The organism is Serratia sp. CY43202 (assembly GCF_052168755.1).
In the GTDB taxonomy this organism is placed as follows: domain Bacteria; phylum Pseudomonadota; class Gammaproteobacteria; order Enterobacterales; family Enterobacteriaceae; genus Serratia; species Serratia bockelmannii.
In genome coordinates this window covers 219,903-242,451 of the sequence record NZ_JBJNMB010000004.1, presented here as the reverse complement: position 1 = coordinate 242,451, position 22,549 = coordinate 219,903, and the positions used below count along the sequence as shown (strand labels likewise).

The 22,549-nt window shown below is 57.3% G+C and carries 21 protein-coding genes; 12 read left to right on the top strand and 9 right to left on the bottom strand.

Features of this window, described 5'->3' with window-relative positions:
- Positions 1–8 precede the first annotated feature (8 nt).
- Both rlmI and hspQ read left to right on the top strand, forming a co-directional pair.
- Positions 9–1,199 carry a 23S rRNA (cytosine(1962)-C(5))-methyltransferase RlmI gene (gene rlmI / locus ACJ8J5_RS10280; RefSeq protein WP_025302317.1) on the top strand — a complete coding sequence of 397 codons (1,191 nt, stop codon included), beginning with the start codon at positions 9–11 and terminating at the stop codon, positions 1,197–1,199.
- A 60-nt stretch (positions 1,200–1,259) separates the two neighbouring features.
- A complete protein-coding gene (hspQ, locus tag ACJ8J5_RS10275; protein WP_004928104.1) occupies positions 1,260–1,577 on the top strand; it encodes a heat shock protein HspQ in 318 nt (105 codons plus the stop codon).
- Positions 1,578–1,637: 60 nt separating this feature from the next.
- Here the strand turns inward: hspQ and ACJ8J5_RS10270 are convergent, their stop codons facing one another.
- The gene (locus ACJ8J5_RS10270; RefSeq protein WP_334273920.1) at positions 1,638–2,051 is read right to left on the bottom strand and encodes a CoA-binding protein; all 414 of its coding nucleotides are present in this window, start codon (positions 2,049–2,051) and stop codon (positions 1,638–1,640) included.
- Positions 2,052–2,307: 256 nt separating this feature from the next.
- On the opposite strand from ACJ8J5_RS10270, the gene ACJ8J5_RS10265 reads away from it, so the two are divergent.
- Positions 2,308–2,973 (top strand): DUF2057 family protein, encoded by a 666-nt coding sequence (locus ACJ8J5_RS10265; protein ID WP_060432832.1) that lies wholly within the window; start codon positions 2,308–2,310, stop codon positions 2,971–2,973.
- A gap of 123 nt (positions 2,974–3,096) precedes the next feature.
- The gene (locus tag ACJ8J5_RS10260; RefSeq protein WP_016928284.1) at positions 3,097–3,555 is read left to right on the top strand and encodes a methylglyoxal synthase; all 459 of its coding nucleotides are present in this window, start codon (positions 3,097–3,099) and stop codon (positions 3,553–3,555) included.
- 33 nt (positions 3,556–3,588) lie between these two features.
- On the opposite strand, the gene helD is transcribed toward ACJ8J5_RS10260, so the two are convergent.
- Entirely contained in the window at positions 3,589–5,643 is a 2,055-nt protein-coding gene (helD, locus tag ACJ8J5_RS10255; protein ID WP_334273921.1) for a DNA helicase IV, read from the bottom strand.
- 166 nt (positions 5,644–5,809) lie between these two features.
- Here helD and ACJ8J5_RS10250 point away from each other — a divergent pair, with 166 nt between their 5' ends.
- Entirely contained in the window at positions 5,810–6,262 is a 453-nt protein-coding gene (locus tag ACJ8J5_RS10250; RefSeq protein ID WP_089180747.1) for a YccF domain-containing protein, read from the top strand.
- Positions 6,263–6,288: 26 nt separating this feature from the next.
- Positions 6,289–8,424, top strand: a complete 2,136-nt coding sequence (gene yccS, locus ACJ8J5_RS10245) for a YccS family putative transporter (protein ID WP_334273922.1) — start codon at positions 6,289–6,291, stop codon at positions 8,422–8,424.
- A gap of 4 nt (positions 8,425–8,428) precedes the next feature.
- Here the strand turns inward: yccS and ACJ8J5_RS10240 are convergent, their stop codons facing one another.
- Positions 8,429–9,085: a TfoX/Sxy family DNA transformation protein gene (locus ACJ8J5_RS10240; protein ID WP_197811375.1), complete on the bottom strand. Its 657-nt coding sequence runs from the start codon at positions 9,083–9,085 to the stop codon at positions 8,429–8,431.
- A gap of 229 nt (positions 9,086–9,314) precedes the next feature.
- Here ACJ8J5_RS10240 and sulA point away from each other — a divergent pair, with 229 nt between their 5' ends.
- Together sulA and ompA are read left to right on the top strand one after the other, a co-directional pair.
- Positions 9,315–9,821, top strand: a complete 507-nt coding sequence (gene sulA, locus ACJ8J5_RS10235; protein WP_025302310.1) for an SOS-induced cell division inhibitor SulA — start codon at positions 9,315–9,317, stop codon at positions 9,819–9,821.
- 356 nt (positions 9,822–10,177) lie between these two features.
- Positions 10,178–11,257, top strand: coding sequence for a porin OmpA (gene ompA / locus ACJ8J5_RS10230; protein ID WP_015377358.1), 1,080 nt, complete (start codon positions 10,178–10,180; stop codon positions 11,255–11,257).
- A gap of 105 nt (positions 11,258–11,362) precedes the next feature.
- Here the strand turns inward: ompA and matP are convergent, their stop codons facing one another.
- A complete protein-coding gene (matP, locus tag ACJ8J5_RS10225) occupies positions 11,363–11,821 on the bottom strand; it encodes a macrodomain Ter protein MatP (protein WP_004928138.1) in 459 nt (152 codons plus the stop codon).
- Positions 11,822–12,031: 210 nt separating this feature from the next.
- Here matP and ACJ8J5_RS10220 point away from each other — a divergent pair, with 210 nt between their 5' ends.
- The 4 genes from ACJ8J5_RS10220 (at position 12,032) to fabF (ending at position 16,558) form a co-directional block, all read left to right on the top strand.
- Positions 12,032–13,780 carry a Lon protease family protein gene (locus ACJ8J5_RS10220; protein ID WP_334273923.1) on the top strand — a complete coding sequence of 583 codons (1,749 nt, stop codon included), beginning with the start codon at positions 12,032–12,034 and terminating at the stop codon, positions 13,778–13,780.
- A gap of 68 nt (positions 13,781–13,848) precedes the next feature.
- On the top strand, positions 13,849–14,367 hold the full coding sequence (gene fabA, locus ACJ8J5_RS10215) for a bifunctional 3-hydroxydecanoyl-ACP dehydratase/trans-2-decenoyl-ACP isomerase (RefSeq protein ID WP_004928144.1): 519 nt from the start codon (positions 13,849–13,851) through the stop codon (positions 14,365–14,367).
- 389 nt (positions 14,368–14,756) lie between these two features.
- On the top strand, positions 14,757–15,284 hold the full coding sequence (locus ACJ8J5_RS10210; RefSeq protein WP_099817386.1) for a winged helix-turn-helix transcriptional regulator: 528 nt from the start codon (positions 14,757–14,759) through the stop codon (positions 15,282–15,284).
- Entirely contained in the window at positions 15,281–16,558 is a 1,278-nt protein-coding gene (gene fabF, locus ACJ8J5_RS10205) for a beta-ketoacyl-ACP synthase II (RefSeq protein ID WP_043137608.1), read from the top strand. Before ACJ8J5_RS10210 ends, fabF begins: the two co-directional genes overlap by 4 nt.
- Positions 16,559–16,622: 64 nt before the next feature.
- Here fabF and rmf read toward each other — a convergent pair whose 3' ends face one another.
- The 5 genes from rmf to ACJ8J5_RS10180 form a co-directional block, all read right to left on the bottom strand.
- Entirely contained in the window at positions 16,623–16,793 is a 171-nt protein-coding gene (gene rmf, locus ACJ8J5_RS10200) for a ribosome modulation factor (protein ID WP_004928150.1), read from the bottom strand.
- A gap of 270 nt (positions 16,794–17,063) precedes the next feature.
- On the bottom strand, positions 17,064–17,624 hold the full coding sequence (gene pqiC / locus ACJ8J5_RS10195) for a membrane integrity-associated transporter subunit PqiC (RefSeq protein ID WP_043137613.1): 561 nt from the start codon (positions 17,622–17,624) through the stop codon (positions 17,064–17,066).
- Positions 17,621–19,267: an intermembrane transport protein PqiB gene (gene pqiB, locus ACJ8J5_RS10190; RefSeq protein WP_025302305.1), complete on the bottom strand. Its 1,647-nt coding sequence runs from the start codon at positions 19,265–19,267 to the stop codon at positions 17,621–17,623. The genes pqiC and pqiB overlap by 4 nt, the downstream gene beginning before the upstream one ends.
- Positions 19,254–20,570: a membrane integrity-associated transporter subunit PqiA gene (gene pqiA / locus ACJ8J5_RS10185; protein WP_071826107.1), complete on the bottom strand. Its 1,317-nt coding sequence runs from the start codon at positions 20,568–20,570 to the stop codon at positions 19,254–19,256. Before pqiA ends, pqiB begins: the two co-directional genes overlap by 14 nt.
- Positions 20,571–20,643: 73 nt before the next feature.
- Positions 20,644–22,548: an ABC transporter ATP-binding protein gene (locus tag ACJ8J5_RS10180; RefSeq protein WP_025302303.1), complete on the bottom strand. Its 1,905-nt coding sequence runs from the start codon at positions 22,546–22,548 to the stop codon at positions 20,644–20,646.
- Between the last annotated feature and the right edge of the window lies 1 nt (position 22,549).

Below are 22,549 nucleotides of genomic sequence, written 5' to 3'. Positions count from 1 at the left end.
TATTAATTATGACCGTACGCCTGTTTCTCGCCAAAGGACGTGAAAAGTCCTTACTCCGCCGTCACCCTTGGGTGTTCTCCGGTGCCGTTCAACGCGTTGAGGGCAAAGCCCACTCCGGTGAAACCATCGATATTCTCGACAGCCAGGGCAAATGGCTGGCTCGCGGCGCCTATTCGCCCGAGTCGCAGATCCGCGCACGCGTCTGGACTTTCCAGCAGGATGAAGAGATTAACATCGATTTCTTTATTCGCCGCCTGCAGCAAGCGCAAAGCTGGCGAGATTGGGTCGCACAGCGCGACGGTCTGGACGGATACCGTCTGATCGCCGGCGAATCCGACGGCCTGCCGGGCATCACTATCGATCGCTTCCAGAATTTCCTGGTGCTGCAGCTGCTGTCCGCCGGTGCCGAATACCAGCGCCCGGCCCTGCTTTCCGCCCTGCAGCATTGCTACCCGGAATGTTCGATTTACGATCGCTCCGACGTTGCGGTGCGTAAAAAAGAAGGCCTGCCGCTGGCGCAGGGCCCGGTGCTGGGCGATCTGCCGCCGGAACTGCTGCCTATCACCGAGCACGGCATGAAGCTGCTGGTGGACATTCAGCAAGGGCACAAGACCGGTTTCTACCTCGACCAGCGCGACAGTCGCCTGGCGGCGCGGAACTACTCTGCCGGCCGCCGGGTGCTGAACTGCTTCTCCTACACCGGCGCCTTCGCCGTTTCCGCTCTGATGGGCGGCTGCGCACAGGTGATCAGCGTGGATACCTCGCAGGCAGCGCTGGACATCGCCAAACAGAACGTCGAGCTCAACAAGCTCGATCTGAACAAGGCGGAGTTCGTTCGTGATGACGTGTTCCAACTGCTGCGCAACTACCGCGCTCAAGGCGAAAAATTCGATCTGATCATCATGGATCCGCCTAAATTCGTCGAGAACAAGAATCAGCTGGCCAGCGCCTGCCGCGGTTACAAGGACATCAACATGCTGGCGCTGCAGTTGCTGAATCCAGGCGGCATTCTGCTCAGCTTCTCCTGCTCCGGCCTGATGCCGACCGACCTGTTCCAGAAAATTTTGGCCGATGCCGCTGTAGATGCCGGACGTGATGTACAATTTATAGAACAGTTCCGCCAGGCTGCCGATCACCCGGTGATCGCCACGTATCCTGAGGGGCTGTATCTGAAAGGCTTCGCTTGTCGGGTGATGTAACTTGAAATGCGCTGCCTTGCCCCCATATATGAGCAAGGCATTGTTTCTCAGGAGGTCATCATGATTGCCAGCAAATTCGGTATCGGACAACAGGTTAGGCATAAACTGCTGGGGTATTTGGGCGTCGTGATCGATATCGACCCGGAATACTCTTTAGAACAACCCAAAGCTGACGAGATAGCGGCGAACGACGAACTGCGTTCCGCCCCTTGGTACCACGTGGTGATGGAAGACGAGGAAGGCCAACCGGTGCATACCTATCTGGCGGAAGCGCAGCTGGATGGTGAGCCCCAGGAAGCGCACCCCGAGCAACCATCGCTGGATGAACTGGCGGAATCCATCCGTCACCAGTTACAGGCGCCACGTTTGCGCAATTGACCGCGCCAAGACCTGAGAAACCCCGAGAGGGCCCGGCATCGCGCCAGGCCCTTTTTTTATTTAGCGCTCCAGCCCTAAACGCGGGATTTCGATTTTCGGGCAGCGATCCATCACCACGCGCAGCCCGGCCTGTTGCGCCAGCTCCGCCGCCTGATCGTTAATCACGCCGATCTGCAGCCACAGCGCCTTGGCGCCGATCGCTATCGCCTCTTGCGCCACGCCGTAAGCCGCCTCCGAATTGCGAAACACATCAACCATATCCACCGGCTGTGGGATAGCGGCCAGCGTGGCATAAACCGGCTGCCCCAGCAGCGTCTGCCCCGCCAGTTTTGGGCTGACCGGGATCACTTGATACCCTTGCGCCAACAGATACGCCATCACCCCATAGCTGGGCCGCGACGGGTTATCGCTGGCGCCCACCAGCGCGATGGTTTTCACCTGCTGCAACAGCAGGGCAATCTCTTGATCTTGCATCTTCAACTCCCGTTTATCACTGCGTCACTTTCCATTTCGAGTGTAACCGATCGGCATTCGCTCGGTTAAACGCTAATGCGAAGGAAACTTCACCGTAATCTTATGGTCAGAGGCTGTCGCGGTTCAGCTGCGCACGGTCGTGTCTAAACGCGATAAAATATGTAAAAATGTAAACAAAATACCCGATTGAAAAATTTTGACACAACCTATGCCGTGTTCAACACTTAGAGCTACGTCACTTTATAAGGAGATAATGATGAAATTTGGTCTGGTGGTTGCGGCGTTGCTCAGCATCAGTATGCCTGCCGCGGCTACGACCCTGAAACTCTCCCCGGACATCGACCTGCTGGTGGTCGACGGCAAGAAAATGACAGGTTCGTTGTTAAAAGGCGCCGACAGCCTTGAACTGGACGGCGGGCAGCACCAGCTGCTGTTTAAAGTGACCAAAACCGTACGTTCCGGCCAGCATACACAGGCCTATACGTCCCTGCCGCTGGTTGCCACCTTCAATACGCAAAAGATTAGCCAAGTGGCGATCGAACTGCCGCGCATCGAGAACGATCGTGATGCGCAACGCTTTGACAGAACGTTGAATTATCTGGTGGTCGATAAAGACGGCAACGCCCTGCCTTTCCGACATGATGCGCTGCATCCCGACAGCGTCACCTTCAATACCGATTTGGAAAAGGTGATGACCGATTACAACCGCCAGAACCGCCCGGCCTCCGTTCCGACCTTTGTTCAGGCGAACGCAGGCAATCCCTCAGCCCTCGCGTTGGCCGGCGCGCCGCTGAACGCCCCGACGGTAACGTTGAAAGGTGAAAACGTGTCGGAACAGATGTTGCAATACTGGTTCCAACAGGCCGACAAGGAAACACAGAAACGTTTTCTGCGCTGGGCCAATAAACAACCGATTCGCTGATCCCTTCCGGCGTCTTTCCCCGTAAAGGCGCCTTTTCTTCGCATTTTCAGGCACAAACGCTAGGCAGTGAAAAACAGTTTCAGTAATCTGTCGCACATCCCCCGATGAGCGAAGGACACCGAGATGGAATTGACTACCCGCACTATCGCCGCGCGCAAACACATTGCGCTGGTGGCGCACGATCACCGCAAACAGGCCCTATTGGAGTGGGTAGAAAGCCACAAGACTATTCTGGCGCAGCACCAGCTGTACGCCACCGGCACCACCGGTAATCTGATCCAGCGCGCCAGCGGCATTCCCGTCACCAGCATGCTGAGTGGCCCGATGGGCGGCGATCAGCAGGTTGGCGCACTGATTGCGGAAGGCAAGATAGACATGCTGATCTTCTTCTGGGACCCGCTGAACGCGGTGCCGCACGATCCGGACGTGAAGGCGCTACTGCGGCTGGCGACAGTATGGAATATTCCGGTGGCCACCAACCGCTCGACCGCCGATTTTCTGATCGACTCTCCGCTGTTCAAAAACGAGGTGGAGATCGCCATCCCCGACTATCAGCGCTACCTGCAAGACCGCCTGAAATAATCCTCACGGCCTGGCTGGCGCCAGGCCTGATGCCTACGGTTTTTTCTGCACCGGTACGCCAAGATCCTGCAGGTGTTCGACGAACACCGAAGGGCGTTCACGATCCTGCAACAGCCATACCTGATGTTTGGCGCGCGTCAACGCGACATACAATAGACGGCGCTCTTCGGCATCCGGGAAATCCTCCGGCTGCGGCAGTAGCACCTCTTCCAACACCGACTCGCGCGCCACGGCGGGGAAGCCGTCACGCCCCTCATGTAAACCGGCAATGATGACGTATTCCGCCTGCTGCCCTTTGCTGGCGTGGATGGTCATAAACTCCAGATCCAGCTTGGGCCAGCGGGTGCCCGCCTTCGCCAGCGCTTCCGGTTTCAGATGATGGTAACGCGCCAGCACCAGGATGCGCTCATCCGGCTTGGCGTAGCCGCTCAGTTTATCCAGCAAGGGCTCCAGCTGCTCGTGCGGCAGGATCGCCACCGACTTTTTATTGCCCTTGCTCAAGCTGTTGAGCGGTTTTTTCAGCTGGTGCGGGTTTTGCTGCACGAACCGGTTGGCCACCTCGCCGATACGTTCATTGAAGCGATAGGTGGTATCCAGCGCGCACTGCGCGCCTTCGCCGAAGTTCGTGGCGAAGGCCGTGGTTAACGTCAATTCTGCGCCGCTAAAGCGATAAATCGCCTGCCAGTCATCCCCCACCGCAAACAGGCAGGTCTGCTTGTTCTGTCGGCGCAATGCCGCCAGCAACAGCGCACGCTGCGGTGAGATATCCTGAAACTCGTCGACCAGAATATGTTTCCACGGGCTGACGAAGCGCCCCTTGTCGAGAATGTTGACCGCCTGATGGATAAGGCCGGAGAAGTCCACCGCCCCTTCCTCTTTCAAGGCGCTTTTCCAGGCTTTCAGCAGCGGCGCCATCAGCCGGATACGTTTTGAGAACAGATCGCGGATGTCTTCATCCGCCTGCTCAATCATTTCCGCCTGGCTGCCGCCGTGCATGCGCATCAGCCCCAACCAGCGTTCCAACCGGCTTGCCAGGCGATCCGCCAGGCGCTTATCCTGCCAGAAGTCGCCTTCCGGCACTTCCCATTCCAGCTCTTCGGTCAACCATTGACGCCACCCCTTGGCCTGCGCTTTCTTCTCCGCGCACTGTTGGCGCCAATGGGTAATCAGCAGCTCTTTGCGCGCTTTGGCATCGGTTTCCAACCGGCTGATGGCCGGGGCCTTGCGGCTGCCTTGTTGAATGATTTGCAGCGCCAAGGCATGGAAGGTCTTGGCCTGAATGCCGACATCACCCAAACGTTCTTTGATGCGGTCGTTCATCTCGCCAGCGGCCTGGCGGCCGAAAGCCAACAGCAAGATTTGGCCCGGCTGCGCCTCCTGACGGCGCAGCAGCCAGCCGGCGCGCGCCACCAGCACCGACGTTTTGCCGCTGCCGGCCCCCGCCAATACCAGAACGGAATCCTCGCCGTTGACCACCGCGCGGCTCTGGGAGTCATTGAGCGGTGAGCTTTCGACGGTCTGGAAGAAGTCGTGATGTTGCTCCAGCATGCGATCGGTCCACTGCCGGTTGCGTTGTTCGACGCTGTGTAGCCCCTGCTGCAGCCATTGCAGACACAGTTGGTAATCGGCCCGGCAGTTATCGAATTCCTCCAGACGCGTCACCGGCATCGGCAACGCGGAGAAAGCCTCACTGATTTGCTGTTGCAGCTTGCCCAGCTCAGACTTTTTGAACCATTTATCTTGCTGCTCTATGCGCTGAATCTGTGCCACCTGCTGTTGCAACACGCCGGCACTGACCTCACTCATTTCGGCGCTCCACTGCTGCCACGCCTGCTGCAGATAGTGATAAAAACGTTGCGTTTCCTGCCATTCGGTGCCGTGCAGCCGCACCACTTTTTCGTCCGGCAATTCAAATTCCAGCTCGCCCCAGACGATACCCCGCTTGCACCTGACCTGAATCAGTTGATTGAAGGGGATCAGGTATTCATGTTTTTCCCCGCTCACCTCAACGCCGGCGTGCAGCAACCGCACGCGGTTATAAGGGTGCTGAGCCAGGTGTTTCCCCAGCGATGTCGCTTTAAGTTCCATATCGTCGCGCCATGACTATGTTGAGATTAAATAACGGATATCTGCCAGTTTACCTGCGATAAGCAGTGGCACTCTAGCGCTAAAAAAAGGGTAGAATAGATTTTGCGTTTTTATCGTGAATACGCCCGCATCGCGGTTTGGCTATCATTAGAGCAGAATGACGTCTATGCGTACTGTACTGAATATTCTTAATTTTGTGTTGGGCGGTTTCTTCACCACGCTAGGCTGGCTTATTGCTACGGTGTTCAGCGTGCTGCTTGTCATCACACTGCCGCTTACCCGCTCCTGTTGGGAAATCACCAAGCTGTCGCTGGTGCCGTTCGGCAACGAAGCGATGCACGTCGATGAACTGTATCCGGAAAAAAGCAATGCGCTGCTCTCCGCCGGCGGCTCGCTGCTCAACATTATTTGGCTGGTGCTGTTCGGCTGGTGGCTGTGCCTGTCACACATCGCCGCCGGTATCGTGCAATGCGTTTCAATCATCGGCATTCCGGTCGGTATCGCCAATTTCAAAATAGCCGCCATCGCGCTGTGGCCGGTGGGGCGCCGCGTCGTCTCGGTAGAAATGGCTCAGCAAGCCCGTATTGAGAATGCTCGCCGCCACTATCATCAGCGTTAATTTTTTCTCCGTTTGAGGAGTTTTTCGTGCGCTCTTTTGCACCCGCAGTTCGTCGTTATACCTACAACAGCAACCTGTTGTATCACTTGCGCATCCTCATTGCGCTGATCGGCACCACCGCCGTTCCCTGGTGGCTGGGCATACCCAAGCTGACCATCCCGCTAACGCTGGGCGTGGTGGCAGCAGCCCTGACCGATTTGGATGACCGCCTGGCCGGCAGGTTACGCAACCTGCTGATCACGCTGGTGTGCTTCTTTGTTGCCTCCGCCTCGATCGAGCTGCTGTTCCCTTATCCCTGGTTGTTCGCCCTTGGCTTAACCACGTCGACCTGCGGTTTTATCCTGCTCGGCGCCTTGGGGCAGCGTTACGCTACCATCGCCTTCGGCGCGCTGCTGATCGCGGTTTACACCATGCTCGGCACCTCGATGTACGATGCCTGGTATCAGCAACCGCTGCTGCTGGTGATCGGCGCGCTGTGGTACAACCTGCTGACGTTGGCAGGCCACCTGCTGTTCCCGATCCGGCCGCTGCAAGAGAACCTGGCGCGCTGTTACGATCAACTGGCCAACTATCTGGATGCCAAAGCCAATCTGTTCGATCCCGACGCCGAACGCGACGCCGACCTGCCATGGATGGATGTCGCAATGGCCAACAGCGCCTTGGTCGCGTTGCTTAACCAAACCAAAGCCTCGCTGCTGACGCGCCTGAAAGGCGATCGTGGCCAGCGCGGCACCCGCCGCACCTTGCACTACTATTTTGTCGCGCAGGATATCCACGAGCGTGCCAGCTCTTCCCACGTTCAGTACCACGCGCTCAGCCGGCAATTTCGTCACAGCGACATTTTGTTCCGCTTCCAGCGTCTGCTGAGCATGCAGGCACGCGCCTGCCGCCAATTGGCACAATCGATCCTGCTGCGGCAAAAGTACCAGCACAACCCGCGCTTTGAACCGGCTTTCAGCCGCATTCAGGAGGCGTTGGCGCGCATCGCCGAAACCCAGGGCAATAACGAGCAGACCAAGGCGCTGGCGCATCTGTTGAAAAACCTGCATGCGATCGATGCGCAGCTGGCCAATATCGAATCAGAGCAGACGCTGGCCAGCGGGCAAGCGGAAGAGAACAGCCTGGCCGACGACCGCTTAACCGGCTGGAGCGATATTCAGCTGCGCATCAGCCGCCATTTGACGCCTCAGTCGGCCCTGTTCCGCCACGCGATCCGCATGTCGGTGGTACTGTGCGTGGGTTATGCCTTCATCCAGTTCACGGGTATGCAGCACGGTTACTGGATCCTGTTGACCAGCCTGTTCGTCTGTCAACCGAACTACAACGCTACCCGCCGACGCCTGGCGCTACGCATCATCGGTACCCTGGCCGGTATCCTGATCGGCCTGCCAATCCTCTATTTCGTGCCGTCATTGGAAGGGCAACTGGTGTTGATCGTCATCACCGGCGTTCTGTTCTTCGCTTTCCGCACCGTACAATATGCCCACGCGACGATGTTCATCACGCTGCTGGTGCTGTTGTGTTTTAACCTGTTGGGCGAAGGATTCGAAGTGGCAGCCCCGCGCGTTTACGATACCTTGCTGGGCTGTGCCATCGCCTGGGCGGCAGTCAGCTTTATCTGGCCGGACTGGAAGTTCCGCCAACTGCCGGCGGTGGTGGATAAAACGCTGAATGCCAACTGCCGTTATCTGGACGCCATTCTGGTGCAATACCACCAGGGTAAGGATAACGGCCTCGCTTACCGCATCGCGCGACGTGATGCCCACAACAGCGATGCCGAACTGGCTTCGGTCATCTCCAACATGTCCGCCGATCCCAAAGCCGACAAAGCGCTGCAGGAAGCCGCCTTCCGCTTGCTCTGTCTGAACCACACGCTCCTGAGCTATATCTCCGCATTGGGGGCGCACCGCGAGCGGCTGAATACCCCGGCCACGCTCGATCTGCTCAATGACGCCGTGTGTTACGTGGACGGCGCCTTGCATCAGGAAGAACGGAACAGCCAGCGCATTGCGCAGGCGTTGGAACAGCTGGCGGAGCGCATCAGCAAAGCCGTTCCGGAACCTGAAAGCAAAGAACAATTGGTCTTGCAGCAGGTGGGATTGGTGCTCGAGCTGCTGCCAGAGCTCACCGCGCTGCATGCCCAAATCAATAAGGCAGCCTAACTATTCAGGGCCCGTTCGATGGGCCCTGAATAACCGGCTCATGCCCATGGCGGCGCATCGCCATCGTATGATCGAACCAACGCACTAGCTCGCTGCGTAATTCGGCCGGCAACGCCGCCTGATGATAACCGGCTATCGCCCCGCCCAGCGACAGCAGCACTCGTAGCCCCAAATTAGTCTGCTGTTTCAATAAACGGAGATAGCTGCGTTTGGCGCCATGCAGCCGCAGGTCATAAGCGTTGCGAATGCCCGCTCGCCACAGCAGACGTTCCATATTAACGTCAATATTCGGCAATGCCTTCAGTCGGACGTGATCGCCAGCCTTAAGCCGCTGCTCCCGGCGCGCCTCCCTGACAGCCTGCCAGGCCAGCCCCACCAGCTCGTTGCGTTCCCGCCACAGCGACTCGTCAACCCAGTAATAACGCAAAGTGATGGGCGCTCCACGCTTGGAGTAGACCATATTGACCATCCCTCTGGCACGAAAGGCCGGTTCCATGCTCGCCGTAGCCCGCAAGTACAGCTCGCCGTCCGCTATCACCGCAAACATTACCCCCTCGGCCAGCAGGCCGTAGCCACCAAACTGTGACCGTGTTGTGATGGCTCCCAGCGCCGCAAAGCAATTTTTAGCCTGCGCGATTCTTCTCGTCGACATCCTTTTCATAGCGTTCCTCCTTTTTAGGTTCTGGCCGTATTATTTCTCTCATCAATGAAAAAAGTAACGTGAACAACTAATTAGAAAAATACGCACTATCCGCCCGCCTGCCAATCACAAAAATCATCGGTACAAAAAATGATCGCAATTATGCGAGCCGCTACGAAAATTTGGGTTGATCTTATCCTAAATCAGGGATACTGTATAAACATACAGTAACACGACGGGCGGGAACTTTATGCGTACTCAATCACTCTACCAACCTCATTTCGGCCATGGCTCTTATACAGCGCGCAATGTTGCGAAGAACACGGATGTCGGCAAAGAAAATGGCTTGATCAGTGAACTTGTTTACAACGAGCGCCAGCCCGCAGTGGCCCAATTGCTGTTGCCCCTGCTGCAACAACTGGGCAAACAGTCTCGCTGGCTTCTGTGGCTGACGCCGCAGCAAAAATTAAGCAAACAATGGCTGCAGCAATCCGGCCTGCCTGTAGATAAGATGATGCAATTGAGCCAGATCAGCCCGGTGAATACGGTCGAGGCAATGGAAAAAGCGCTGCAAACGGGAAATTACAGCGTGGTTCTCGGCTGGTTGCCTGAGCTAACGGAGGAGGATCGTCTAAAATTAAGACGTGCGGCAGAATTGGGTAATGCCTATGGGTTTATCATGCGGCCTCAACGTGACATTAACCCGACTCACGGACACTGTTCCACCCTAAAAATTCACTCTTCTTTGTATCATTAAGTAAATTTAGGATTTTTCCCATCATTTTCGCCCCCCCTAAGCGGAACCTTTGCGTGGGAAGGCACAAAGCTAGTCCGGCTGCGGTTTGGCAAGCAAAAATGCTCGATGAATCGCCGTTTTTTTAGGCAAAGAATGTTAGCAAATATGTACGATTCCGCGTTTTTTTTTAGAGCCTTATCACATCACACTTGTAACTTTCGCGCCACGTTGTAGACTTTACATCGCCAAGGTTGCTCTATAACGTCAGAAAAACTGGCGAGTAACAAACGAGGGCTTAAACCTTGGCGAAGGAATTTAACCAAGGGCTTAAACAGCTTTAAAGCTCATTGCCTATTTGGATGATAACGAGGCGCAAAATGAAAAAGACAGCTATCGCATTAGCAGTGGCACTGGCAGGTTTCGCTACCGTAGCGCAAGCCGCTCCAAAAGATAACACCTGGTACACCGGTGCTAAACTGGGCTGGTCCCAGTACCACGACACTGGTTTCTACGGTAACGGTTACCAGAACGGTATCGGCAACGGCCCAACCCACAAAGATCAGCTGGGTGCCGGCGCGTTCCTGGGCTACCAGGCAAACCAATACCTGGGCTTCGAGCTGGGCTATGACTGGCTCGGCCGCATGCCTTACAAAGGCAGCGTGAACAACGGTGCTTTCAAAGCGCAGGGCGTTCAACTGGCCGCTAAACTGAGCTACCCAATTGCTGACGATCTGGACATCTACACTCGTCTGGGTGGTATGGTATGGCGTGCAGACTCCAAAGCTAACTACGGCCGTACTGGCCAGCGCCTGAGCGACCACGACACCGGCGTTTCTCCGCTGGCTGCTGTTGGTGTTGAATACGCACTGACCAAAAACTGGGCTACTCGCCTGGATTACCAGTTCGTAAGCAACATCGGTGACGCAGGTACCGTTGGCGCACGTCCAGACAACACCATGCTGAGCCTGGGCGTTTCTTACCGCTTCGGTCAGGATGACGTAGTTGCTCCAGCACCAGCTCCAGCTCCGGCTCCAGTTGTTGAAACCAAGCGTTTCACTCTGAAGTCTGACGTGCTGTTCAACTTCAACAAGTCTACTCTGAAAGCAGAAGGCCAGCAGGCTCTGGATCAGCTGTACACCCAGCTGAGCTCCATGGATCCTAAAGACGGTTCTGTAGTTGTTCTGGGTTACACCGACGCCGTTGGTTCTGACCAGTACAACCAGAAACTGTCCGAACAGCGCGCACAAAGCGTTGTTGACTACCTGGTCTCCAAAGGCATCCCGTCAGACAAAATCTCTGCACGTGGTATGGGTGAAGCAGATGCAGTTACTGGCAACACCTGTGGCTACAAATCTGGCCGCGCTACCAAAGCTCAGATCGCTTGCCTGGCACCAGATCGTCGCGTAGAGATCGAAGTTAAAGGTATCAAAGACGTTGTAACTCAGCCTCAGGGCTAAGTTTACTCGCCTAATAAAAAACCCCGCCTAGCGGGGTTTTTTTTCGTCCTATTGTTGTTGCCACAACCCTTCAAGGCCAAACGCCACAAAGGCGCTCTCACGCACTTACTTGGGATCTTTGCCAAGAATCGCCTTCAAGTCTTCTTTCAACGATGACATCTGGTTTGCATACTTTTCTTTGCGTTCAGCGTCTTCGATAAGTTGCACGACGGTTTCCGAAAGCGTAACGCCACGGCGGCGCGCCAGGGCAGCTAATCGTTGCCAAACCAAAAACTCCAGATCGATAGATTTTTTACGCGTATGCTGATGTTCTGCGTTAAAATGACGTTTGCGGCGGGCGCGGATTGTTTGCTTCATCCGGTTATCCAGTTCCGGATTCATATGAGCGGCAATCCATGCAAGTACCTTTACCGGCTCATTTTCCAGCTTCAGCAGCTCGTTAACCGCTTCCTGAGCAGCGCTGTTTTCAATGTAGCGGGTAATAAGCTCCCCTTCCCGGTGCTTCTTCACCAGGTACTTCCATTTCCAACCGCTCTCTAGATTTTCCAGTTGCTGATATTTCATCTTGAGCTCTTCAGTGACCGCGTAACTTCAAATAAGCATAACAGCTTTGCGCCGAATTTCCCCGGCAATTAAGCCGTCTTTTAGACTGTTTTTTGCACAGTCACCGCGTGATGTCAAACTCCCTGATGCCAACTGGCACTCCGCATGTATCAAGCCGCCGTTATTCTTGTATAATCGCCCTTTCCCTTTTTAACGATTGCATCTAACACTTTGACCAATAACCGACTTGAATGGCAATCTTTATTGCCGGACGTAACGCCTTATCAGGCGATATTTGATACCGCCGCTCAGTTGGCACCCGTGCCCTTTTCCGCCATTCAGCCTCGGCTGGAAAATGCCCTGACGCTATTTTGCCACCCTCAATCGCCACCGCGTTTCATGCTGTTGAAAGCGCAAGAAACGCGAGAGTATCTGGAACTGGTTGCTAACGCCGTCAAACCCCTGCTGCCGAAAAACACGGCATGCTGCGGCAGCCACTATGTCATTCACGATGGCAAGGTCAGCGTAGAACCGGCCAGCCGTGGCGATGAACCTTTCGCCGCCGGCGGTGCTTGCCTGTTCCAGGAGTGGATTGAACCGGAACAGCTGTTTGGCTGCGTACGGATCCACAATGGCGACATTACCCTACAGCCGGGTCTGGTGCACCAGGCCAACGGCGGCATTCTGATTCTGTCGGCACGTGCGCTGCTTGCTCAGCCGTTACTGTGGCTGCGGCTGAAGCAGATGATCGGCCAGCGTGAGTTCCATTGGGTTTCGCCAGACGAAACCCGCCCGCTGCCGGTAGCCATTCCACCGATGCCGCTGGATCTTCGGCTGATTGTGGTCGGCGATCGTCACGGCCTGGCCGATTTTCACGATATCGAGCCTGAGCTGAGTGAACAAGCGATCTACGGTGAATTCGAAGACGACCTGCAGCTGACTGAAATTGATGATATGACGCAGTGGTGCGGCTACGTCAACGGCGTGATTGCCGACCAGCAGTTGCCGATGCTGGCGACCGACGCCTGGCCGCCGCTGATCGTTCAGGCAGTGCGTTACAGTGGCGACCAGGGCATCCTGCCACTTTCGCCGGTTTGGCTTGGCCAGCAACTGTCCGAAGCCGCACTGTATGCCGAAGAGGACTGCATTACGGCCAAAGCGCTTGAAGCGGCGTTAAATGCCCGCGAATGGCGTGAAAGCTATCTGGCCGAGCGTATGCAGGATGAGATCGAGCTGGGTCAGATCCTGATTGAGACCGAGGGCGAAGTGGTCGGGCAGATCAACGGTCTGTCAGTCCTGGATTATCCGGGCCATCCACGCAGCTTTGGTGAACCGTCGCGCATCAGTTGCGTTGTGCATCTCGGCGACGGCGAGTTCACCGACGTCGAGCGCAAAGCCGAACTGGGCGGCAACCTGCATGCTAAAGGCATGATGATCATGCAGGCGTTCCTGATCGCCGAACTGGATCTTGATCAGCAACTGCCCTTCTCCGCTTCCATCGTCTTTGAGCAATCTTATGGTGAAGTGGACGGTGACAGCGCCTCGCTGGCTGAGCTGTGCGCATTGATCAGCGCCCTGTCACAGCAACCGATCACCCAGCAGATCGCCGTCACCGGCTCCGTCGACCAATTTGGCAACGTACAGCCGATAGGTGGCGTTAACGAAAAGATCGAAGGTTTCTTCGAGGTTTGTTTACGCCGCGGCCTGACGGGCAAACAGGGCGTCGTCTTGCCCGCAACCAATGTGCGCCACCTGTGCCTGCGCCAGGATATCGTCGACGCGGTACGCGAAGGGCAATTCCATCTGTGGGCGGTAGAGAGCGCGGCGGAAGCCTTGCCTTTGCTCACAGGTTGCCTCTACTCTGACGAACAACAGCCGAATTTGTTGGCGGCCATTCAGGAACGGATTGCGCAGGTGAGCCTGCAGGAACGCCGCCGTCCGTGGCCGCTACGCTGGCTCAACTGGTTCAACCACGGCTGATCGGACTTGTTCAGCGTACACGTGTTAGCTAACCTGCGTCCTTCATTAAAATAAGGCTTACTGAGAACATGGTAGATAAACGCGATTCCTATACGAAAGAAGACCTCGAAGCATCCGGCCGTGGCGAGCTGTTCGGCGCCGGTGGCCCACCGTTGCCGGCGGGTAACATGTTGATGATGGACCGCGTGGTCAAAATGACCGAAGACGGCGGGACTCACAACAAAGGTTATGTGGAAGCGGAACTGGATATTAATCCGGACCTATGGTTCTTCGGTTGCCACTTTATCGGCGATCCGGTCATGCCTGGCTGCCTGGGCCTGGATGCGATGTGGCAGCTGGTCGGTTTCTACCTCGGTTGGCTGGGTGGCGAAGGCAAAGGCCGCGCGCTGGGCGTCGGTGAAGTCAAGTTCACCGGCCAGGTGCTGCCAACCGCGAAGAAGGTAACCTATCGTATTAACTTCAAACGCGTCATTACCCGCAAACTGATCATGGGCGTCGCCGATGGCGAAGTGCTGGTTGACGGTGAAGTGATCTATACCGCCACCGATCTGAAAGTGGGCCTGTTCAAAGATACCACCGCGTTCTAATCACGCTGACGAGAAGGCGGCCACTGCCTTCTCTCTAACGTTCTTCGCATGCCATCACGTCGAAACGTGATGGCATTTCTTTCTCTTATCCTTCCCGGCTTTCAAAGACCATCCGCATCTTCTTTTAGCCGCCGTCGGCGTTATGGAATATCTCATCACGTTGGCATTGATGCTGGGTGTACCTTATTTCATCACCCTTCACCGCCATAGGTCTCTACCCTATTCTTACCCGAAGCGGCCAAAGCAATAGGCAGCCTGAAAGACGGCCTCCCTCACTCCCCGCATCAGTGCAATAGCGCTTTTTTTGCATCCGGTTATTCTCTTGCCCCTCAAGATCCTCTAACATGACTAGCATAGTAACTACAATTATTGTACTTAGTGAGAAAGGTATGCAAAAAACCCGCTTTAGCGATGCACCTTGCCCCGTCGCGCGTTCATTAGATCGCGTCGGGGAATGGTGGAGCATTCTGATCCTGCGTGATGCCTTTCAGGGGTTGTCCAAATTCGACGAATTCCAACAAAGTCTGGGGATGTCACCCACGCTACTGGCGCGTCGCCTGAAGGATTTGGTGGCCCACGGCATTCTGTATAAAGAACGTTATCAAACGCGGCCGGTGCGCTATCACTACCTGCTTACTGAGCGCGGCAACGATTTTCTCCCGGTGTTGGCGGCGCTCTCACAATGGGGCAACAATCATCTGACCGACGGGGACGTCAGCGCCCTGTTGGTCGACGGACGCAACAATCGGCCGATCCAAGTCCAGTTGGTCAATCGTGATACCCAACAGCCGGTGCCGCCGCAGTTCATTACGCTGGCGCCAGGGCCGGCGGCAAGCGATGGCATATATCAACGCGCCGAACTGATGCGGCAGCGGCGCCTCGCCGATTTACCCGAATTTACCAAGGAGCCATCATGAGCAATTGTCGTATCGTCATTACCGGCATGGGCGCCGTTTCACCGCTAGGGTGCGGTGTTGAAGCCATCTGGCAACGTTTGTTAAAAGGAGAATCCGGCATTCGAGCGTTGCCTGACGAGATCGTTGCAGATTTACCGGTCAAGGTCGGAGGACAAGTCCCGGCGCTGGCGCAAGATGCTGAAGCGGGCTTCAACCCCGACGCCTCCGTCGCCCCCAAGGACCAAAAGAAAATGGACCGCTTTATCCTGTTTGCTATGGCGGCGGCGGATGAAGCCATTCGTCAGGCCGGCTGGATAGCCGATACGGACGAAAAACAAGAGCGCACAGCCACCGTCATTGCCTCGGGTATTGGCGGTTTCCCGGCGATTGCCCAGGCGGTGCGCACAACCGACAGCCGCGGCGCCAAACGGCTGTCGCCGTTCACCATCCCCTCATTCCTGGTCAATCTGGCGGCCGGCCACGTTTCAATCAAACACCACTTCAAGGGGCCGATTGGCGCGCCGGTCACCGCCTGTGCCGCCGGCGTGCAAGCCATTGGCGACGCAGTGCGTATGATCCGCAATGATGAGGCCGATATCGCCGTGTGCGGCGGTACCGAAGCCGCTATAGATACCGTCAGCCTGGGCGGGTTCGCCGCCGCGCGCGCCATGTCCACCGCGCCGGCCGAATTGGCGCAACAGGCCTCTCGGCCCTTCGACAGCGCCCGGGACGGATTTGTCATGGGGGAAGGCGCCGGCATGCTGGTGATTGAAACGCTGGAACACGCGCTGGCGCGCGGCGCCACCCCGCTCGCGGAAATCGTCGGCTATGGCACCAGCGCCGACGCCTACCACATGACATCCGGCGCTGAAGACGGCAACGGCGCCTATCGGGCGATGAAAATCGCGTTGAAGCAGGCGAACGTCGTTCCCGAGGAGGTACAGCATTTAAATGCGCACGCGACATCGACACCCGTAGGGGATTTGGGCGAAATCAACGCCATCAAACACCTGTTTGGCACGGCCGGGACTGTCGCCGTGACCTCAACAAAATCAGCGACGGGGCACCTGCTGGGCGCCGCCGGCGGGCTGGAAACCATCTTTACCGCCTTGGCTCTGCGCGATCAGATAGCCCCTGCCACGCTAAATCTGGATAACCCCGATCCGGCGGCGGCAGGCTTGCATCTGGTCGCGAAACAGGCGGAATCGATGAATATGACCTACGCCTTATCAAACGGCTTCGGCTTTGGCGGCGTGAATGCGAGTATTTTGCTGAAGCGCTGGCAGGATAAATAAACGCCTGAAACAAAAACCTCCGCCAAAGGGCGGAGGTTATTCCTTTTATTTGACAGGGAGCCGCTTAAGCGGTCACAGCCCTGTCTTCCATGGCTTCTCGCCAACCTCCCAGCCATTGAGACCGGGCGTCCACCGATGATTGGTAGGGACAATGTTCCCTGGAACGCCCTAAAATACCTGCCTGATACCCTCTCGAATGCGCCCTTTCCAGACGATCGCGTTTCTGTCTCTTCATGCCTCGTTTCCCTCATTTTGGTCTGGTGGAAAGAAAACAATGGCTGCTTTTTGCGCAGCCACGAGTAATCAATAGCGCTAAAAGAAGAGAAGATCAATGCGCAAAATTCACGCCAATGTCATATTTGTGAGCTACGCCCGAGGAAAGTGCTAAGTGGCTGATCTGCCGGGGAAGGAGTTAACCAGTTGAAATGAAATAGAAATCCCTGCCAGCGAGAAAAAACGAATTTCCACGGCGACAGGGATTAGACGATTTTAGACCAAATTATGACTAAATGCCGCCCATCTGTGCGGCGATAGCCTGGGCTTCCTGCTGCCACCCCTGCGCCAGAGTGCGCACCAGGGCATCATAGCCGTCTTCACCCTGTTTCAGCTCCAGGCTGAAAGGCCGTTTGATCAAGCGCCCCTGGCGGTTCAGCACCCACTCGCCGCGAATGATCGCCTTGCCGTCAAAACGGCCGTGGAAGCCGCTGATGGTCACGTTCAGCACATCCTGATCGCTGCTCATCGGCTGCGAAGAGACCACCCAACCCGGCAGCGCGCTGCTCAGGTTGGTGACCAGCGTTTGCTGCAGCTGCTGGTCGAGCGGGCTGGCCCACAGGTTGTTCTGGGCTATCACATACTGCACGTCGTTGGTCTGATACACCACGCCGCTCTGCGCCAGATAATCCGCCACGCTCACGTGCTCCAGCCACAGCTGGCGCGTGGAGGCGCCGCTGCTGCTGGCCGCGGCCGGCGCGCCCAGCGCCGGCAACTGATAGTAAGTCTTCTGTGGCGAACTGCTGCAGGCGCTGAGCAACAGCGCCAGGGCTACCGGGATCCATTTCATCATTTCGTGGCCTTCTTCGGCTGAGGGTCATTACTGCCGGCGGCTTCAAACACCAGCGCGTTACTCTTCTCATTCAGGGTGCGCAACACCGGTTGCAGCTCACGCAAGACCTGATCGAGGCGCTGCATGTCGCCCACCATCTTGTTGTAAGCCGGCGAACCTGGCTGGAACCCTTTCATGCTGCGGTTCAACTCCAGCAGCGTTTTCTGCATGTCCTGCGGCAGCGCCTGCATCTCTTTGCTGGCGATGATGTCGTTCAACGACTTCATGGTCTGCTGCGTCGACTTCATGGTTTTCTGACTTTCCGCCAGCGTCTTGGTCGCCTCGTTGATCATCGGATTGATCGGCATCGCGTTGATCTTGTCCAGCGTCTGCATCAGTTTCTGCTGGATCTGCGCCAGACCGCCGCTGGTGGTTGGCATCAGCGGATAACCAAACAGCTCGCGCGGCCCTTTCCACGGTTTCTCCTGCGGATAGAAGTCGAGATCGATATACAGCGAACCGGTCAGCAGGTTGGCGGACTTCATCGAGGCGCGCATGCCGCGGGACTCGGCGTCTTTCAAGTGCCCTTCGATATCGAAGTTGCCGCCCAGCTGTTTCTGGAAGCGATCCGGCTCGATGCGGATCAGCACCGGAATGCGGTAATCGTTATCCAGACGCTGCGCCATGCCGTCTTTATAGAACGGCACCTGCGCCACCGTACCCAGACGGATGCCGCGGAACTCGACTGGCGCGCCCGGCTGCAGGCCGCGTACCGAGTCGGAGAAGAACAGCAGGTAATCCTTATGTACGGTATACAGCGAATCCTGCGTGCTGCGCTGGTTGTCGAACAGCTGGTACTCCGCCTTCTCTTTCGCCAGTTCGCCACGATCCCAGCCGTCCGGCACGTCGAAGCTGACGCCGCCGCTGAACAGCGTGGTCAATGATCCCATCTCTACCCGCATGCCCTGCGCCGACATGTCAAACGCCACGCCGCTGTCTTTCCAGAAGCGCACGTTGGTGGTGACCAACTGATCGTAAGGCGCGGTGATGAACAGCTGATAGCGCATGGCGCGCGCTTTGGGATCGAAATAGCTGGTTTCCACCGACCCGACGCGATAACCGCGGAACAGCACCGGATCGCCGGCGTTAAGCTGGCCTGATTTCTCGCTGTCCAGCACGATACGCAGCCCTTTGGCATCCGGAGAGGCCAGCGGCGGCGCGTCGAGCAGCTGGTAGTTGTCTTTACCGTCTTTGCCTTTGTTGCCCGGCTGCAGTTCGATATAGGCGCCGGAGAGCAGCGTCCCCAACCCGGAAACGCCTTCACGGCCGATCTGCGGCTTCACCACCCAGAAGGCGGAATCCTGGCGCAGCAATTTCTCCATGCCGGAATTAAGACGCGCCTGCACCATCACCTTGCTCAGGTCATCGCTCAACGTGACGGTTTCCACCACGCCGACGTCAACGCTGCGGCTTTTGATTTTGGTTTTACCCGCTTCCAGCCCTTCCGCCGTCGTAGTCACCAGCGTCACTACCGGCCCCTGATGGCTAAAGTGGTAAAACAGGATCCAGGCGCCGATCAGCGCGGTCACGATGGGAATGATCCACACCGGCGACCAGCGTTTGATCTTCTCGACGTCCGCGACGCTATGATTATTTTCCGTCACCTTGCGGCTCCTTGTTGATTGTTTCACTTGCGCGATCCCAGGTCAGCCGGGGATCAAATGTCATGGCGGCGAACATGGTGAGGATCACCACCAGCGCGAACAGCACGGCGCCCGTCGCGGGATAAATGCTCATCAACTGCCCCATTCGCACCAACGCCGACAACACGGCGATCACAAACACGTCGATCATTGACCAGCGGCCAACGAACTCGACCACTTCATAAATCAGGTGCATGCGCTCGCTGTCGGCGCGCGGTTTCTTCCTGCCGTTGGCGTCCCAACACAGCCAACCGATCGCCAACATTTTCAGCGACGGCACCATGATACTGGCGATGAAAATCACCATCGCTACCGGATAAGAGCCGTCCCCCCACAGCAGGATCACCCCCGCCATGATGGTGGAGTTCATTTTGTTACCCAGCGCCTCGGTCACCATGATGGGCATCAGGTTGGCCGGAATATACAGCATGATAGAGGTCACCAGCAGCGCCAGCGTCCACTGCAAGCTGTGGCGGCGACGCACGTAGCCCTTGGTGTGGCAGCGCGGGCAGCTCACCTGATCGGCCGGCAGGATCGCCGTGCAGCACGCGCAGGAGCGCACGCCCTGGCGCATGCCGGTGCGTCCTACCGTCAGCGGGCGATCGAGACGCGGTGCCGGTTCGATGTCCTGCCACAGCCAGCGCCGATCCACGCATTGGAAAGCGCGCACCTGCAGCAGGCAGAACAGACAGTAAGGCACGAAGCTACTGCCGATACCGATATCGCCATAGGCCATCAGCTTGACGAAGCTGACCAGCACCCCGGCGAGGAAAATCTCCACCATGCACCAGGTTTTGAACTGGAACAGCACCCGGGCCATCCACTCTTTCAGTCCCAGCGGCAAACGCACTTTGGCGCACAGCAGGATGATCGCCACCATGCAAAATGCCGGGATCAGCTGCACGAACACCATAAACAAGGTGGCCATGCTGGCGTAGTCTTCCGCCACCATGACTTCCGGGATTTGAATCAGCCGGATTTCGTTGCCGAGGCCGGCGACGCGCATGTTGATAAACGGGAAAATGTTGGCCAGCACCAGCATGAACAAGGCGCTGAGCGCGTAACCGATCGGCCGCTTGCGCGGTTCGTCCCAGCGGGCGCTGAGCGTGGTTTTGCAGCGCGGGCATACCGCTTTGCTGCCATAGGCCAGCGGCGGTAGCGCCACCAACATGTCGCACTGCGGGCACAGCATCAGGTTATCCTGCTGCGCCGCCGAAGGTGCGGAATGACTATGCTGCTGATGATTGTTGTGGGAACACACCATATTCCTCCTCAATAACGTTGCTCACCGGCACGTCGATACCGCCCGCAGCAGCGCGCGGGCGGTATCGCAACGGTCAGCCGTTTTTCATCGCTTCCAGCTCTTCCCAACGGGCGAAGGCCTGCTCGAGCGCCTGCTCGGCGTTAGCCAACGCCGTCAGCACTTCTTGCGTTTCGCTGTGCGGCCGCGTGAAGAAGTCGGCATCGCTCATCTGCGCCTGCAGCGCTTCGATTTCCGCTTCCAGCTGTTCGAGCCGCTGCGGCAGCTGTTCCAGCTCACGCAGCAGGTTGTAACTCAGCTTGGCCGCCGCTTTCTTCGGCTGTTCGGCCTTTTTCTCCGCCGCCGGTTTGCTCGCGCTCGGCGCCGCCTGACGAATCGGTTTCGCCGTCGCGCGCTGATGATGCGCATCGTAGTAACCGCCGACGAAGGCCTTGATCACGCCATTGCCTTCGAAAATCCAGCACTCGGTCACCGAGTTGTCGACGAACTGACGATCGTGGCTGACCAGCAGCACGGTGCCCTGATAGCCGTCGATCAGCTCTTCCAGCAGCTCCAGCGTTTCGACGTCAAGATCGTTGGTTGGTTCATCGAGGATCAGCAGATTGCTCGGTTTCAGAAACAGCTTAGCCAACAGCAGGCGGTTACGCTCACCGCCCGACAGCGCCTTCACCGGCGTCATCGCTCGCTTCGGGTGGAACAGGAAGTCCTGCAGGTAGCCCAAGACGTGGCGAGGGCGGCCGTTGACCATTACTTCCTGTTTACCTTCCGCCAGGTTGTCCATCACCGTGCGCTCAGGATCGAGATCGGCGCGGTGCTGGTCGAAATAAGCCACTTCCAGCTTGGTGCCGCAGTGCACGCGGCCGCTGTCGGCTTTCAGCTGACCGAGCATCAGTTTCAGCAGCGTGGTTTTGCCACAGCCGTTCGGCCCCACCAGCGCAATCTTGTCGCCGCGCTGCACCTGAGCGGAGAAACCGCGCACCAGCACTTTTTCGCCAACCTGATAATTGACGTCTTCCAGCTCGAATACGATTTTGCCGGAACGGGTCGCCTCTTCCACCTGCATCTTGGCGGTGCCCATCACTTCACGGCGCTCTGAACGCTCGACGCGCAGCGCCTTCAGCGCACGCACGCGGCCCTCGTTACGGGTACGGCGCGCTTTGATGCCCTGACGGATCCAGACCTCTTCCTGCGCCAGCTTGCGATCGAACTCGGCGTTTTGCAGCTCTTCCACCCGCAGCGCTTCTTCTTTGCTCTGCAGGTACAGATCGTAGTTGCCCGGCCAGGAAACTAGCTTACCGCGATCCAGATCGACGATGCGCGTCGCCATGTTGCGGATAAACGAACGGTCGTGCGAGATGAAGACGATGCTGCCGTCGAACTCTTTCAGGAAGCCTTCCAGCCAGTCGATGGTTTCGATATCCAGGTGGTTGGTCGGTTCGTCGAGCAACAACACGCGCGGCGAGCTCACCAGCGCGCGGCCCAGCGCCGCTTTGCGCAGCCAGCCGCCGGACAGCGAGGAAAGCTCGGCGTCGCCGTTCAGCCCCAGCTGCAGCAGCACTTCGCTGATGCGGCTGTCGAGCTGCCACAGCCCCTGGTGATCGAGGATCTCCATGATTTGCGCCATGCGCGCCAGGTTTTTCTCGCTCGGATCGCTTTCCACCAGGTGAGAGATCGCGTGATAGGCCTTCAGGTGTTCCGCCTGCTCCGCGACGCCTTCCGCCACAAAGTCGAATACGCTGCCGCCGATATTGCGCGGCGGATCCTGTTGCAGACGCGCCACGATCAGATCCTGTTCGTAGATCACCCGGCCGTCATCCAGCGGGATCTCTTTGCCTAGGATCTTCAGCAGCGTGGATTTGCCGGCGCCGTTGCGCCCGACCAGACACACGCGCTCGTTGTCTTCGATATGAATTTCGGTGTTGTCTAACAATGGCGCATCGCTGAAAGAGAGCCAGGCGCCGGACATGCTGATTAACGACATA